General features: G+C 67.9%; 11 protein-coding genes. 6 read left to right on the top strand and 5 right to left on the bottom strand.

Annotated features, from left to right (window positions below; genetic code table 11):
* Nucleotides 1–18 precede the first annotated feature (18 nt).
* From N5K27_RS07525 to ccsA, 4 genes are all read right to left on the bottom strand, one after another.
* Nucleotides 19–2,916: a ribonucleoside-diphosphate reductase subunit alpha gene (locus N5K27_RS07525; RefSeq protein ID WP_087841681.1), complete on the bottom strand. Its 2,898-nt coding sequence runs from the start codon at nt 2,914–2,916 to the stop codon at nt 19–21.
* 465 nt (nt 2,917–3,381) lie between these two features.
* Nucleotides 3,382–3,957 carry a 1,6-anhydro-N-acetylmuramyl-L-alanine amidase AmpD gene (gene ampD, locus N5K27_RS07520; RefSeq protein WP_087841680.1) on the bottom strand — a complete coding sequence of 192 codons (576 nt, stop codon included), beginning with the start codon at nt 3,955–3,957 and terminating at the stop codon, nt 3,382–3,384.
* A complete protein-coding gene (locus N5K27_RS07515) occupies nt 3,954–4,199 on the bottom strand; it encodes a PP0621 family protein (protein WP_087841679.1) in 246 nt (81 codons plus the stop codon). The genes ampD and N5K27_RS07515 overlap by 4 nt, the downstream gene beginning before the upstream one ends.
* 21 nt (nt 4,200–4,220) lie before the next feature.
* Nucleotides 4,221–5,072 carry a cytochrome c biogenesis protein CcsA gene (gene ccsA, locus N5K27_RS07510; protein ID WP_087841760.1) on the bottom strand — a complete coding sequence of 284 codons (852 nt, stop codon included), beginning with the start codon at nt 5,070–5,072 and terminating at the stop codon, nt 4,221–4,223.
* A 23-nt stretch (nt 5,073–5,095) separates the two neighbouring features.
* On the opposite strand from ccsA, the gene ffh reads away from it, so the two are divergent.
* From ffh to N5K27_RS07480, 6 genes are all read left to right on the top strand, one after another.
* Entirely contained in the window at nt 5,096–6,514 is a 1,419-nt protein-coding gene (ffh, locus tag N5K27_RS07505; RefSeq protein ID WP_087841678.1) for a signal recognition particle protein, read from the top strand.
* A gap of 42 nt (nt 6,515–6,556) precedes the next feature.
* A complete protein-coding gene (locus N5K27_RS07500) occupies nt 6,557–7,699 on the top strand; it encodes an ABC transporter permease (RefSeq protein WP_087841677.1) in 1,143 nt (380 codons plus the stop codon).
* Nucleotides 7,693–8,487, top strand: a complete 795-nt coding sequence (locus N5K27_RS07495; protein ID WP_207958688.1) for an ATP-binding cassette domain-containing protein — start codon at nt 7,693–7,695, stop codon at nt 8,485–8,487. Before N5K27_RS07500 ends, N5K27_RS07495 begins: the two co-directional genes overlap by 7 nt.
* The gene (locus tag N5K27_RS07490; protein WP_087841676.1) at nt 8,488–9,426 is read left to right on the top strand and encodes an MlaD family protein; all 939 of its coding nucleotides are present in this window, start codon (nt 8,488–8,490) and stop codon (nt 9,424–9,426) included. It abuts the gene before it with no gap.
* Entirely contained in the window at nt 9,423–10,058 is a 636-nt protein-coding gene (locus N5K27_RS07485) for an ABC-type transport auxiliary lipoprotein family protein (RefSeq protein ID WP_279815547.1), read from the top strand. Before N5K27_RS07490 ends, N5K27_RS07485 begins: the two co-directional genes overlap by 4 nt.
* Nucleotides 10,059–10,233: 175 nt before the next feature.
* The gene (locus N5K27_RS07480; protein ID WP_279815545.1) at nt 10,234–11,181 is read left to right on the top strand and encodes a tripartite tricarboxylate transporter substrate binding protein; all 948 of its coding nucleotides are present in this window, start codon (nt 10,234–10,236) and stop codon (nt 11,179–11,181) included.
* Nucleotides 11,182–11,187: 6 nt separating this feature from the next.
* Here N5K27_RS07480 and N5K27_RS07475 read toward each other — a convergent pair whose 3' ends face one another.
* Nucleotides 11,188–12,930 (bottom strand): proline--tRNA ligase, encoded by a 1,743-nt coding sequence (locus N5K27_RS07475; RefSeq protein ID WP_279815543.1) that lies wholly within the window; start codon nt 12,928–12,930, stop codon nt 11,188–11,190.

Genomic DNA, 12,930 nt, shown 5'->3' with positions numbered 1-12,930 from the left:
TCCGGTATTCAGCGGGGGTTATTGGCAGGCTTCGCACTCTTCGAAGCCAGGGTCACCCGGCTTCATGGTGCATACCGCCCCGACGATTTCCGGTTCCGGAAGGTTGGTGCCCGCCGCGGACATTCCCGCATTGGACGAGGCCGTGGGCACGGCGTTCAATTCGCCGCCGCGTCCGGTCGATTTTTCAGCGCTGGTCGCACCCAGGGTGCGCAGGTAGTAGGTGGTCTTCAGGCCGCGCTGCCAGGCCAGCTTGTACGTCTCGTCCAGCTTCTTGCCCGATGCGCCCGCCATATAGATATTGAGCGATTGCGACTGGTCGATCCACTTCTGGCGGCGCGCCGCGCATTCCACGAGCCAACGGGGCTCTACCTCGAAGGCCGTCGCATACAGCTTGCGCAGCTCGGGAGGCACCCGGTCGATCTTGGCGAGACTGCCATCGAAGTACTTCAGGTCTGCGATCATCACCTCGTCCCACAGCCCGAGCTTCTTGAGATCACGCACCAAGTAATCGTTGACGATCGTGAATTCGCCGGAGAGATTCGATTTGACGTACAAGTTCTGATAAGTCGGTTCAATGCACGCAGATACGCCAATGATATTGGAAATCGTCGCCGTCGGGGCAATAGCGATGCAGTTCGAATTGCGCATGCCATGCAGTTTGATGCGCTCGCGCAACGCATTCCAGTCCATCGACGCGCTTTCGTCGATGTCGACGTAGCCTCCGCGCTCTTCGCGCAGCAGCTTGATGGAATCCTGCGGAAGAATGCCGCGGTCCCACAGCGAGCCTTCGAACGACGAGTAGCGGCCGCGTTCCTCGGCCAGTTCGGTCGACGCGAGGTAGGCGTAGTAGCACACCGCTTCCATCGAGCGGTCGGCGAATTCGATGGCGGCATCCGACGCGTAGGGCACGCGCATGATGTGCAGCGCATCCTGGAAGCCCATGATGCCCATGCCGACGGGACGATGGCGCAGGTTGGAGTTGCGGGCCTTGTCGACGGCGTAATAGTTGATGTCGATCACGTTGTCGAGCATGCGCATGGCGACGTGGATCGTGCTGCGCAGCTTGTCGTGGTCGAGCTCGACCGTGCCGTCGGCGTTGGTCTTCAAGTGCGCGACGAGGTTGACCGACCCCAGGTTGCAGACCGCGATCTCGGACTCGTTGGTGTTCAGCGTGATCTCGGTGCACAGGTTGGAGCTGTGGACGACGCCGACGTGCTGCTGGGGCGAGCGGATGTTGCAGGGATCCTTGAACGTGATCCACGGGTGGCCGGTCTCGAACAGCATCGAGAGCATCTTGCGCCACAGCGACATGGCCGGGATCTTCTTGAAGAGCTTCAGTTCGCCGCTGGCGACCTTGGCTTCATAGCCCAGGTAGGCCTTCTCGAATTCCTTGCCGACCTTGTCGTGCAGGTCGGGGCAGTCGGACGGCGAGAACAGGGTCCATTCGGCATTGTCCATGACGCGCTTCATGAACAGGTCGGGGATCCAGTTGGCCGTGTTCATGTCGTGGGTGCGGCGGCGCTCGTCGCCGGTGTTCTTGCGCAGTTCGAGGAATTCCTCGATGTCCAGGTGCCACGTCTCGAGGTACGTGCACACGGCGCCCTTGCGCTTGCCGCCCTGGTTGACCGCCACCGCGGTGTCGTTGACCACCTTCAGGAAGGGGACCACGCCCTGGCTTTCGCCGTTGGTGCCCTTGATGTGGCTGCGCAGCGCGCGCACGGGGGTCCAGTCGTTGCCCAGGCCGCCGGCGTACTTGGCCAGCAGCGCGTTTTCCTTGATGGCGTCGTAGATGCTTTCCAGGCTGTCGGCCACCGTGGTCAGGTAGCACGACGACAGCTGCGAGTGCAGGGTGCCGGCGTTGAACAGGGTCGGCGTCGAGCTCATGAAGTCGAACGACGACAGGATGTTGTAGAACTCGATGGCGCGGGCTTCGCGGTCGGTTTCTTCCAGGGCCAGGCCCATCGCGACGCGCATGAAGAAGGCCTGCGGCAGCTCGATGCGGGTGCCCTTGATGTGCAGGAAGTAGCGGTCGTACAGGGTCTGCAGGCCCAGGTAGGTGAACTGCAGGTCGCGCGTATCCTTCAGCGCCGCGCCCAGGCGCGCCAGGTCGAAGGTGGCCAGCTTGGGGTCAAGCAGGCCGCCCTCGATGCCGCGAGCGATGAACTGCGGGAAATATTCGGCGTAACGCGTGGCCATGGCGGCTTGTTCGACCTCCTCGCCCAGCACTTCCTTGCGGATGGTGTGCAGCAAGAGACGTGCCGTGACCGTGCTGTAGGCCGGATCCTTTTCCAGCTGCGAGCGCGCGGCCAGGATGGCGGACTTGAAGATCTCGTCGGTGGAGACGCCGTCGTACAGGTTCTTGACGGTTTCCTTGAAGATGCCCTCGGCCGAGACGAATTCCTCCAGGCCCGAGCACGCGGCCTGGATGATGGCCTGCAGGTGCTGGGGGTCGAGCGGGATGCGCAGGCCGTTCTCGGTGACGTGCACGACCGCCTGGTCGGGCGAGGTGTGCATCAGCGCACGCTGCTGGGCGCGCTTTTCACGGTACAGCACGTAGGCGCGCGCGACGTCATGCTCGCCGGAGCGCATCAGCGCCAGTTCGACCTGGTCCTGGATGTCTTCGATATGGACCGTGCCGCCGCTGGGCTGGCGGCGGACCAGCGCGTGGACGACCTGTTTGGTCAGGCCTTCGACGAGCTCGCGCACACGCGCGGAAGCAGCGCCCTGGCCACCGTTGACGGCCAGGAAGGCCTTGGTCAGCGCGATGGAAATCTTGCCGGGTTCGAATCCGACCACGGCGCCGTTGCGCCGGATGACCTTGTGGTCGGAATACGCGGTCTGGTCGGCTTCGGTCTGTGCGGGCTTGGAAGCTAGCGGCGCAGCGGTCGATTGGGCCGAGGGAGTCGAGAGTTGCATAAGGCCTCCTGGATGCATGAAGGCGCGGGGGGCCGCGCCGGTACTCGGTGTTCTGGGATTTGCAGCGAATATTCTTGATTACAAGGGCGTCAGGCCGCGCCGGAGCGCGGCTTGGGGCCTAACGACGAGGTGCGCGGCAGTGGCCGCCGCACATCCGGGCTGGTCTGGATAAGCCATGTTTTCCCCCTCCCTTGCAGCGCGGGCACTACATCTAGTGGTGTGTGACCGGCAAGGCACTAATTCTAGGGGGGTGCAGATTGTACGGCAAGTGTCAAAATGTTGCTGGCGGAGAGAATCCGGCGCTCGCATAGGCAAATCGGGCTCTATTTATTAGACAGCCAGCAACCATGCGTGTTTCACGACGAAAGGTGCACGAGGCACGCGTGAAATGCGGCGTTTGCAGCGCGTGAAACAGAGCGGGCGCGGGCTGGGCGTGGGCGGGCCGGGGTTGGCGAGGGCGAGATTCTACAGGAGGGGAAGGGCGGTCCAGCCCGTTTCCCGGCCGTAGCGGGCCCAGTCGAAGGCGGGGCCGGGGTCGGTCTTGCGGCCGGGGGCGATGTGCTCGTGGCCGCGGACGGCCTGCAGGGGGTAGCGGGCGCGCAGGGCCGGGGTGAGCCAGGCCAGGGCGCGGTACTGGGCGTCGGTGAAGGGCACGGTGTCGCAGCCTTCGAGTTCGATGCCGATGGAGAAGTCGTTGCAGCGTTCGCGGCCGTCGTGGCAGGAGACGCCGGCGTGCCAGGCCCGGCGGTCGGTGCTGGCGAACTGGACGATGGCGCCGTTGCGGTCGATCAGGAAGTGGGCCGAGACCTTCAGGCCGCGCAGGCAGTCGAACCAGGGGTGGGCATCGCAATCGAGGGTGTTGGTGAACAGGGCCTCGACGTAGGGGCCGCCGAATTCGCCGGGCGGCAGGCTGATGTTGTGCAGGACCAGCAGCGAGATTTCCGTGCCGGGGGGCCGCTCGTCGGTGTTGGGGGAAGGGACCCGGCGCACGGCGGGGTGGTCGATCCAGCCCTGGCCGTCCAGCCGCGCGGCGACGTTCATTTGCCGGGACCCTTCAGCGAGTGGGCCAGGCTGCAATAGTTATAGCCCTTGCGCCGCACGGCTTCGGACGGCGGCAGGTGGATGCCGCAATGGGCGCAGCGCACCATGCCGTCGGCCGGGAAGCGGCTGGCGTCGGCCCGACGCGATTCGCGGCGGTGGCCCTTGACCGCGCTGCGGGCGGCGATGCGGGCCACCAGCAGGGCGACCACGATGACGAACACCCAGAAAAGTAGCTTGCCCATGGTGGTTGGGGGTCCTGGTTTCTAGCGGTGCAGGATGAACTCGAGCACGAACCGGGTGCCGGTGTAGGCCAGCAGCAGGAAGGCGAAGCCGACCAGCGTCCAGCGCAGCGCGATGCGGCCGCGCCAGCCCCAGACCTGGCGTCCCAGCAGCAGCAGGCCGAAGGTCAGCCATGAGAGCAGCGTGAAGACGGTCTTGTGGTCCAGGGGCAGCGCGGTGCCCGACAGCGACTCGGAGATGACGATGCCGCTGATGACGGCCAGGGTCAGCAGCACGAAGCCGACCCAGATCAGCCGGAACAGCAGGCGTTCGAGCACCAGCAGGGGCGGCACGGCGTCGAACAGGCGGGCGTAGACCCGGGCCGAGTGCCGGGGCTGGGGCGGGTTGCTGGCCGAGATGTCGTGCAGGCGCCGGTCGGCCGAGGCCATCAGCAGCGCGTGCAGGGCGGCGATGGTGATCATGCTGTAGGCGGCCAGCGCGATGGCCAGGTGCACGCGCAGCCAGCCGCTGTCGGCATGGGCGATGACGCGGCCCTCGGGAAAGACCACGGGCAGCACGGTGCCGATCACGCCCAGCGGCATCAGCCAGAGCCGCAGGCCGTCGATGGCCACCCACAGGCTTTCGGCCCAGAAGACGACCAGGCCCAGCCACAGCGCGGCCGAGATGCCCAGAGCGAAGCCCAGCTTCAGGTTGCCGTCCCCCAGCATGGCCTGCTGGACCGCCAGGCCGTGCAGGATCAGCACCAGCGCCAGCCCCAGGCGCTCGGCGGAGCCGGTCCGGGGTTCGGGGTGCGACGAGACGGCTCGCCACGCGAATACCGTCAACAAGGCGTAACCGGCCGCAGCCAGTGCGTGCAATACAATTCCCATATCCATGGAAGTGTAAGCGAATCCCATTCATGCTCGATAACCTTACCGCCCGCCTGTCGCGCGTCGTCAAGACCCTGAAGGGGGAAGCGCGCCTGACCGAGGCGAATACGCAGGAAATGCTGCGCGAAGTCCGTCTGGCGCTGCTGGAAGCCGACGTGTCCCTGCCGGTCGTGCGCGAGTTCGTCGCGCGGGTCAAGGAAAAGGCGTTGGGCGAGGACGTCATGGGCAGCCTGACGCCCGGCCAGGCGCTGGTGGGCGTGGTCCACAAGGAACTCACCGCCCTCATGGGCGGCGACCTCGGACCCCACGCGAGCGAGCTGTCGCTGGCCCAGCAGCCCCCCGCCGTGATCCTGATGGCGGGCCTGCAGGGCTCGGGCAAGACCACCACCACCGGCAAGCTGGCCCGCTGGCTGGCCGAAGGCGGCCATGTCCAGAACGGCCGCAAGACGGGCAAGAAGAAGGTGCTGGTGGTCAGCGCCGACGTCTACCGTCCCGCCGCCATCGAGCAGTTGAAGACCGTGGCCGCGCAGGCCGGCGTCGACTTCCTGCCCTCGTCGGCCGACCAGGCGCCCGAGGCCATCGCCCGCAACGCGCTCGACCATGCCCGCAAGCACCATTACGACGTGCTGATCGTCGATACGGCCGGCCGCCTGGGCATCGACGAGGCGCTGATGAACGAGATCCGCGCGCTGCATGCCCTGCTCGAGCCGATCGAGACCCTGTTCGTGGTCGACGCCATGCTGGGCCAGGACGCGGTCAACGTGGCCAAGGCCTTCAACGACGCCCTGCCGCTGACCGGCGTGGTCCTGACCAAGCTGGATGGCGATGCGCGCGGCGGCGCCGCGCTGTCGGTGCGCCACGTCACCGGCAAGCCGCTGAAGTTCGTCGGCGTGTCCGAGAAGCTGTCCGGCCTCGAGCCCTTCCATCCCGAGCGCATGGCGCAGCGGGTGCTGGGCATGGGCGACATCCTGTCGCTGGTCGAGGAAGCCCAGCGCGCGATCGACGTGGACGAGGCGCAGAAGCTGGCCGCCAAGCTCAAGTCGGGCGACAAGTTCGACCTGAACGATTTCCGCGCCCAGATCGCGCAGATGAAGAACCTGGGCGACATGGGCTCGCTGCTGGAGAAGCTGCCGGCGCAATTCTCGCAGGCGGCCTCGCAAATCGACAGCAAGCAGGCTGGCAAGCAGATCCGGCGCATGGAAGGCATCCTGAACTCCATGACCGAGCTCGAGCGTGCCAAGCCCGAGCTGATCAAGGCCTCGCGCAAGCGCCGCATCGCCACCGGCGCCGGCGTGCAGGTGCAGGAGGTCAACCGCATGCTGTCGCAGTTCGAGCAGATGCAGGCCATGATGAAGCAGATGAAAAAAGGCGGCATGGCCAAGATGATGCGCGCCATGGGCGGCATGAAGGCGCTGCGCGGCATGAAAGGCTTGCCTGGACTCAAGTAAAGCCCCGACAATCGCGGTTCCGTGGTCCCGTCTCCAGGAACGATGAGCGCAGCGCCGCAGCCAGGCCGTCTAGTGTGGGATGCCGCAGCCGGCGACGGCCGCCTGTCGGTCGAGGGCGACTGGTCGCTGGCGGGCTTCGAGGCCCTGCGCCGCGAGACCGCCCGTTTCGATGCGGTCCCCCAGGTGCGCGTGCTGGACCTCAGCCGGCTGGGCGTCCTGGACACCGCGGGCGCCGCGCTGCTGGTCGACCTGCTGGGCGCGGAGCGCCTGCCCGGGTTGCTGGCCTCCGGCCCCCCGGTGGAGGCATCGCGCCGCGCCTTGCTCGACACCATCATCCGCGCCCAGGGCGCGGTCCAGCAATGCAAGCCACCCGAGCCGCCGTCGCCGGTGGCCGAGCTGCTGTGCCACGTGGGCGAAGCCGCCGAGCAGTTCTGGAAGCACGCCGCGGGCCTGTGCGGGTTCATCGGCCTGACGCTCGAAAGCCTGGGCCGTTCGCTGGTGCGTCCGCGCACGTGGCGACTCACGGCCACCGTCGCCCAGATCGAGCAGATCGGACTGAACGCCGTTCCCATCATCGCCTTGCTGACTTTCCTGGTCGGCGCCGTCGTGGCCTTCCTGGGCGCCACGGTGCTGCGGGACTTCGGCGCCACGCTCTATACGATCAACCTGGTCGGCTTCGCCTTCCTGCGCGAGTTCGCCGTGCTGCTGACCGCCATCCTGATGGCGGGCCGGACCGCCAGCGCCTTCACCGCGCAGATCGGCTCGATGAAGGCCAACGAGGAAATCGACGCCATCCGGGCCCTCGGGCTCGACCCCATCAACATGCTGGTGCTGCCGCGCGTGCTGGCCATGCTGGTGTCGCTGCCCGTGCTGACCTTCATGTCCATGCTGACCGGCATCGCCGGCGGCATGGTGGTCTGCGCCTGGAGCCTGGACATCCCGCCGTCGCTGTTCCTGTCCACCCTGCGCGAGAGCCTGGACGTGCGGCATTTCTACGTGGGCATCGTCAAGGCGCCGATCCTGGCCTTCATCATCGCCGTGATCGGCTGCCTGGAGGGCTTCAAGGTCAGCGGCAGCGCCCAGTCCGTGGGCGAGCACACCACCTCCAGCGTCGTGCAGGCGATCTTCATGGTGATCCTGATCGACGCGCTGGCGGCGCTGTTCTTCATGGAGATGGGATGGTGACGGCCGACGAACCCATCGTGCGCGTGCGCGGGCTGGTCAACCGCTTCGGCGCCCAGACCGTGCACGAAGGGCTGGACCTGGACATCCGCCGGGGCGAGATCCTGGGCGTGGTGGGCGGGTCGGGCTCGGGCAAGTCGGTGCTGCTGCGTTCCATCGTGGGGCTGCGGCGGCCGACCGCCGGCAGCGTGCAGGTGTTCGGCCAGGCGCTGGACGAGCTGTCCCCCGAGCTGCGTTCGCGCCAGGAGCGCCGGATGGGGGTGCTGTTCCAGCGCGGCGCGCTGTTCTCCTCGCTGTCCGTGACCGAGAACGCCGCGCTGCCGCTGATCGAGCACGCGGGCCTGGCGCGGCCCGAGGCCGAGCGGCTGGCGCGGCTCAAGCTGGCGCTGGCGGGCCTGCCGGTCGAGGCCGGCGCCAAGTCCCCGGCCTCGCTGTCGGGCGGCATGGTCAAGCGGGCGGCGCTGGCGCGCGCCCTGGCGCTGGATCCCGACCTGCTGTTCCTGGACGAGCCCACGGCGGGACTGGATCCGATCGGCGCGGCCGCCTTCGACGACCTGATCCGCACCTTGCGGGACGCGCTGGGGTTGACCGTGTTCCTGGTCACGCATGATCTGGATACGCTCTACGCCATTTGCGACCGGGTGGCGGTGCTGTCGCAGCGCAAGGTGCTGGTGGTGGACCGGCTGGAAGTGGTGGAGCGGGTCGACGATCCGTGGATACAGGAGTATTTCCAGGGGCCGCGCGGACGCGCGGCGTCGCGGGCGGCCGAACGGCCGCGCAAGGAGGAGTAGATGGAAACCCGGGCGCATCATGTCGTGATCGGCCTGTTCCTCGTCATCGCGGTGACGGGGGCCCTGCTGTTCGCGCTGTGGCTGGCCAAGAGCCATTCGGACGCCAGCGTGGCGCAGTTCGACATCGTGTTCAACGAAGCGGTCAACGGACTGTCCGAGGGCAGCGCCGTCATGTACAGCGGCATCAAGGTGGGCGACGTGGCGCGGCTGCGGCTCGATCCCGTGGACCCGCGCAAAGTGGTGGCGCGGATACGGATCGCCAGCGACGTGCCGGTCAAGGAGGACACGGTGGCGCGCCTGCGCCTGACCGGCGTCACCGGTACCTCGGTGATCCAACTCGGCAGCGGCACGCCCGAGAGCCCGCGCCTTCTGCCCAAGGGCGACGAGGTGCCGGTCATCGTGGCCCTGCCGTCGCCCATCACCCAGCTGCTGGCGGGCGGCGAGGACCTGATGCTGAACATCAACGAGATGGTCGCCAGCGCGCGCCAGATCATGTCGCCCCAGAATGCCCGGCAGATCAGCCGCATCCTGGAACATCTCGAGGAAAGCACCGCCGAGCTGGCCGCGCAGCGCGAGGGCTTCGCGAAGCTGAGCGGGCAACTGGGCGAGATCGGCCGGCAGACGTCCGAGGCCCTGGCCAAGGCCAACTCGCTGATGACGCACACCGACGAACTGGTCGGCTCGCAGGGGAAGGACACCATGCAGAGCGCCCAGCAGGCCATGGCCTCGTTGGCGCGCGCCAGCGACAGCATCGACCGGCTGGTGCAGGAGAATCGCGGCGCGCTGGGCAGCGGCGCCCAGAGCCTGAGCGAGCTGGGCGGCGCGCTGCGCGAGATGCAGGCGACGATGGCGTCGCTGCGGGCCATCACCCGCCGCCTCGAGGACAATCCGGCCGACTACCTGCTGGGCCGCGAACAACCCAAGGAGTTCACCCCATGAGACGCGCGGGCGCAATCATCCGTTGGGCGGGCATGTCGCTGGCGGTGCTGGCTTCGGCGTGCACGCTGCTGCCGGAACAGAAGACGGTCGACATCTACCGGCTGCCGGCCACGCAGGCGGCGCCTGCGCCGGGAGGCAGGGCCCAGGCCTGGTCGCTGCGCATACGCAGCCCCCATGCCAACGCCGTGCTGGACAGCGCGCGCATCGCCGTCATCGTCCAGGGCGACCAGATCAGCACCTATGGCGGAGCGCGCTGGACCGACGCGCCGCCGACCCTGGTGCGCACCCGCCTGGCGCAGGCCTTCAGGCTGGACGGCCGCGTCGCGTCGGTGTCGACCACCGACAGCAACGTGCGCGCGGACCTGGAGCTGGACAGCGACCTGCGGGCCTTCCAGAGCGAATACCGCGGCGCGGTGCCCCATGCGGTCGTCAGCCTGGACGTGCGGTTGATCTCGACCTCGACGCGGCGCGTGGTGGCCTCGCGCAGCTTCGAGGTCGCGCAGCCGGCAGGCGGGGTCCAGGTGCCGGCCGTGGTGTCGGCCTTCGGCCTGGCCACCGACGCGCTGGCCGCGCAGGTGGTCCAGTGGGCGGTGGAGCAGGGGGCCGCGGTTCAATCCGGCAGGCCGGAGTAATCGCCGCCCGTACCGGGATTGTGGACGTCCTTTTTTGTGGATACCATCAACTATATGGTTGATTTAATCAATCATATACGGGCGCCCGCCAGCGGCGCCGATGACCACATGGCCAAGGAGACGTTCGATGATCGTTCTGGAAAGGGTGGGGCGCAGGGTCGGAGGAGTGTTCTGCATGGCGGCGGCCGCTTGGGCGGGAGGAAGCGCCGGAGCCGCCGAACCGCCCGCGGCGGGATTTCCGGGGCGCACGGTCCAGGTGATCGTGCCCTATCCGCCGGGCGGCCTGACCGACGGACTGGTCAGGCAGTTGGCGGCCGAGCTGGGCCAGTCATGGAAGCAGAGCGTGGTCGTGGAAAACCGGGGCGGCGGCGGCACGACCATAGGCACCGCGCAGGTGGCCCGTGCTCAGCCTGATGGCCATACCCTGCTGTTCACCAGCACGGGCCTGGTCACCAACCAGATCCTGATGAAATCGCTGCCCTACGAGGCGGACGCCCTGGCGCCCGTGGCGATGGGCGGCACCGCGCCCAACGTGCTGTACGTGCGGCCCGGGCTGCCCGTCCGGTCGGTGGCCGAACTGGTGGCCTATGCGAAGGCCCGGCCCGGCGAGGTGAAGTTCGCCTCGACCGGGAACGGTTCGAGCCCGCACCTGACGGCCGAGCTGCTGGCGTCCCGCGCGGGCATTTTCATCCTGCACGTGCCTTACAAGGGGGCGGGGCCAGCCTTGACCGACCTGCTGGCCGGCCATGTCGATGCCATGTTCCACTTCCCCGCGTCCCTTGCCCTGGCCAGGCAGGGCAAGCTGCGGGCGCTGGCGGTGGCCGCCGACGAGCGCCTGGCCGACGCGCCGGACCTGCCCACCGTGGTGCAGGCGGGCGTGCCGGGCGTGGTATCCGGAAGCTGGTTCGGCTTCTTCGTGCCGTCCGCGACGCCGGAGGCGATCCAGGACAAGATCCATCGCGACGTGGCGCAGGCCCTGCGGGCGCCTGCGGTGCAGCGCTACATGCAGGAGTCGGGACTGGTGTCCCCGCCCATGTCGCGCGCCCAGTTCTCGGCCTTCATCGAGCACGAGCGCGACAAGTGGGCCGAGGTCATCCGGACGCGCAACATCCGGCTGGAATAGCGGCGGTCAGTTGGCCTGCGCCAGCCGGGCCAGCGTGGCGGCCAGCGCTTCGCCCACGGGGATCTTGGCGGCCGCTTCGTCGCGGCGGCCCTGCAGTTCGATCTGCCCCTCCTTCAGGCCGCGGTCGCCGATGGTGACGCGCACCGGCACGCCGATGAGCTCCCAGTCGGCGAACATCACGCCCGGGCGTTCGTCGCGGTCGTCCAGGATCGCGTCGACGCCGGCTTCCTTCAGGCCTTCGTAGAGCTTGGTCGCGGCTTCGCGCACCGCTTCGCTCTTGCCCCAGCCCACCGGGCAGACGACCACCTCGAACGGCGCCAGCGCGCGCGGCCAGATGATGCCGCGCCCGTCGTGATGCTGTTCGATGGCGGCGCCCAGCAGGCGCGTGACGCCTATGCCGTAGCAGCCCATCTGCAGCAGCGCGGGCTTGCCGGTCTCGTCCAGGTAGGTGGCCTTGAGCGCCTCGGAATACTTGGTGCCCAGGAAGAACACATGGCCGACCTCGATTCCGCGCTGGATCGCCAGCGGGCCGCTGCCGTCCGGCGACGGGTCTCCGTCGACGACGTTGCGCAGGTCGGCCACCAGGTCGGGCTCGGGCAGGTCGCGTCCCCAGTTCACCCCCACGTAGTGGTGGTCGGCCTGGTTGGCGCCGGTGACGAAGTCGTGCAGGTTGGCAACGGTGCGATCGGCCACCACCTTGACCGGCTTGGCGGTGCCCACGGGCCCGATGAAGCCCGGCACGCAGCCGAAGTGCTCGACGATCTCGGCATCGGTGGCGAAGCGGTAGCCACGGTCCAGGCCGGGGATCTTGCCGGCCTTGATCTCGTTCAGTTCATGGTCGGCGCGCACCAGCAGCAGCCAGATCTGGACCGGCTTGCCGGGCTCTTCCGGTTCGACCGCCAGCGCGAGGGATTTCACGTGGCTGGCCAGCGGCAGGCCCAGCATCTGGGCCACGGCTTCGCACTTGGCGGCGCCGGGGGTCGGGGTTTTCTCCAGGGCCCGGCCGGGCGCCGCGCGCTGGGCGACCAGGCAGGGGGCCTCGGCCAGCTCGATGTTGGCGGCGTACTGCGTGGCCGGGTTGTAGACGATGAGGTCCTCGCCGGTGTCGGCGATGACCTGGAATTCATGGCTGCGCGTGCCGCCGATGGAGCCGGTGTCGGCCGCCACGGCGCGGAAGGTCAGCCCCATGCGGGTGAAGATGCGCATGTATGCGTCGTACATGGCGTCGTAGCTCTTCTGGGCGCCGGCTTCGTCGCGATCGAAGGAATAGGCGTCCTTCATCGTGAACTCGCGGCCCCGCATGACGCCGAAACGCGGCCGGCGCTCGTCGCGGAACTTGGTCTGGATGTGGTAGAAATTCTTGGGAAGCTGGCGCCAGCTGTGGATCTCGTTGCGGGCGATGTCCGTGATGACCTCTTCCGAGGTCGGCTGCAGCACGAAGTCGCGGCCGTGGCGGTCCTTCATGCGCAGCAGCTCGGGGCCGTACTGTTCCCAGCGGCCCGATTCCATCCACAGCTCGGCGGGCTGCACCACCGGCATCAGCAGCTCGAGCGCGCCGGCGCGGTTCATTTCCTCGCGGATGATGGCCTCGACCTTGCGGATGACCCGCAGGCCGATGGGCATATAGTTGTAGATGCCGCCGGCCAGCTTGCGGATCATGCCCGCACGGGTCATGAGCTGGTGGCTGACGATCTCGGCGTCGGACGGTGCTTCCTTGAGGGTGCCGATATGGAACTGCGATGCGCGCAT

It is taken from the genome of Pigmentiphaga sp. GD03639 (genome assembly GCF_029845405.1).
In the GTDB taxonomy this organism is placed as follows: domain Bacteria; phylum Pseudomonadota; class Gammaproteobacteria; order Burkholderiales; family Burkholderiaceae_B; genus Pigmentiphaga; species Pigmentiphaga daeguensis.
This window is presented reverse-complemented; position numbering and strand designations above follow the sequence as displayed.

Bases quoted from the DNA above. Each gene is read 5' to 3' on its own strand.
- ffh (WP_087841678.1), top strand. From the start codon at position 5,096: ATGCTCGATAACCTTACCGCCCGCCTGTCGCGCGTCGTCAAGACCCTG.
- N5K27_RS07525 (WP_087841681.1), bottom strand. From the start codon at position 2,916: ATGCAACTCTCGACTCCCTCGGCCCAATCGACCGCTGCGCCGCTAGCT.
- N5K27_RS07490 (WP_087841676.1), top strand. From the start codon at position 8,488: ATGGAAACCCGGGCGCATCATGTCGTGATCGGCCTGTTCCTCGTCATC.
- N5K27_RS07515 (WP_087841679.1), bottom strand. From the start codon at position 4,199: ATGGGCAAGCTACTTTTCTGGGTGTTCGTCATCGTGGTCGCCCTGCTG.
- ccsA (WP_087841760.1), bottom strand. From the start codon at position 5,072: ATGGATATGGGAATTGTATTGCACGCACTGGCTGCGGCCGGTTACGCC.
- N5K27_RS07475 (WP_279815543.1), bottom strand. From the start codon at position 12,930: ATGCGCGCATCGCAGTTCCATATCGGCACCCTCAAGGAAGCACCGTCC.
- N5K27_RS07480 (WP_279815545.1), top strand. From the start codon at position 10,234: ATGGCGGCGGCCGCTTGGGCGGGAGGAAGCGCCGGAGCCGCCGAACCG.
- N5K27_RS07495 (WP_207958688.1), top strand. From the start codon at position 7,693: ATGGTGACGGCCGACGAACCCATCGTGCGCGTGCGCGGGCTGGTCAAC.
- N5K27_RS07485 (WP_279815547.1), top strand. From the start codon at position 9,423: ATGAGACGCGCGGGCGCAATCATCCGTTGGGCGGGCATGTCGCTGGCG.
- ampD (WP_087841680.1), bottom strand. From the start codon at position 3,957: ATGAACGTCGCCGCGCGGCTGGACGGCCAGGGCTGGATCGACCACCCC.
- N5K27_RS07500 (WP_087841677.1), top strand. From the start codon at position 6,557: ATGAGCGCAGCGCCGCAGCCAGGCCGTCTAGTGTGGGATGCCGCAGCC.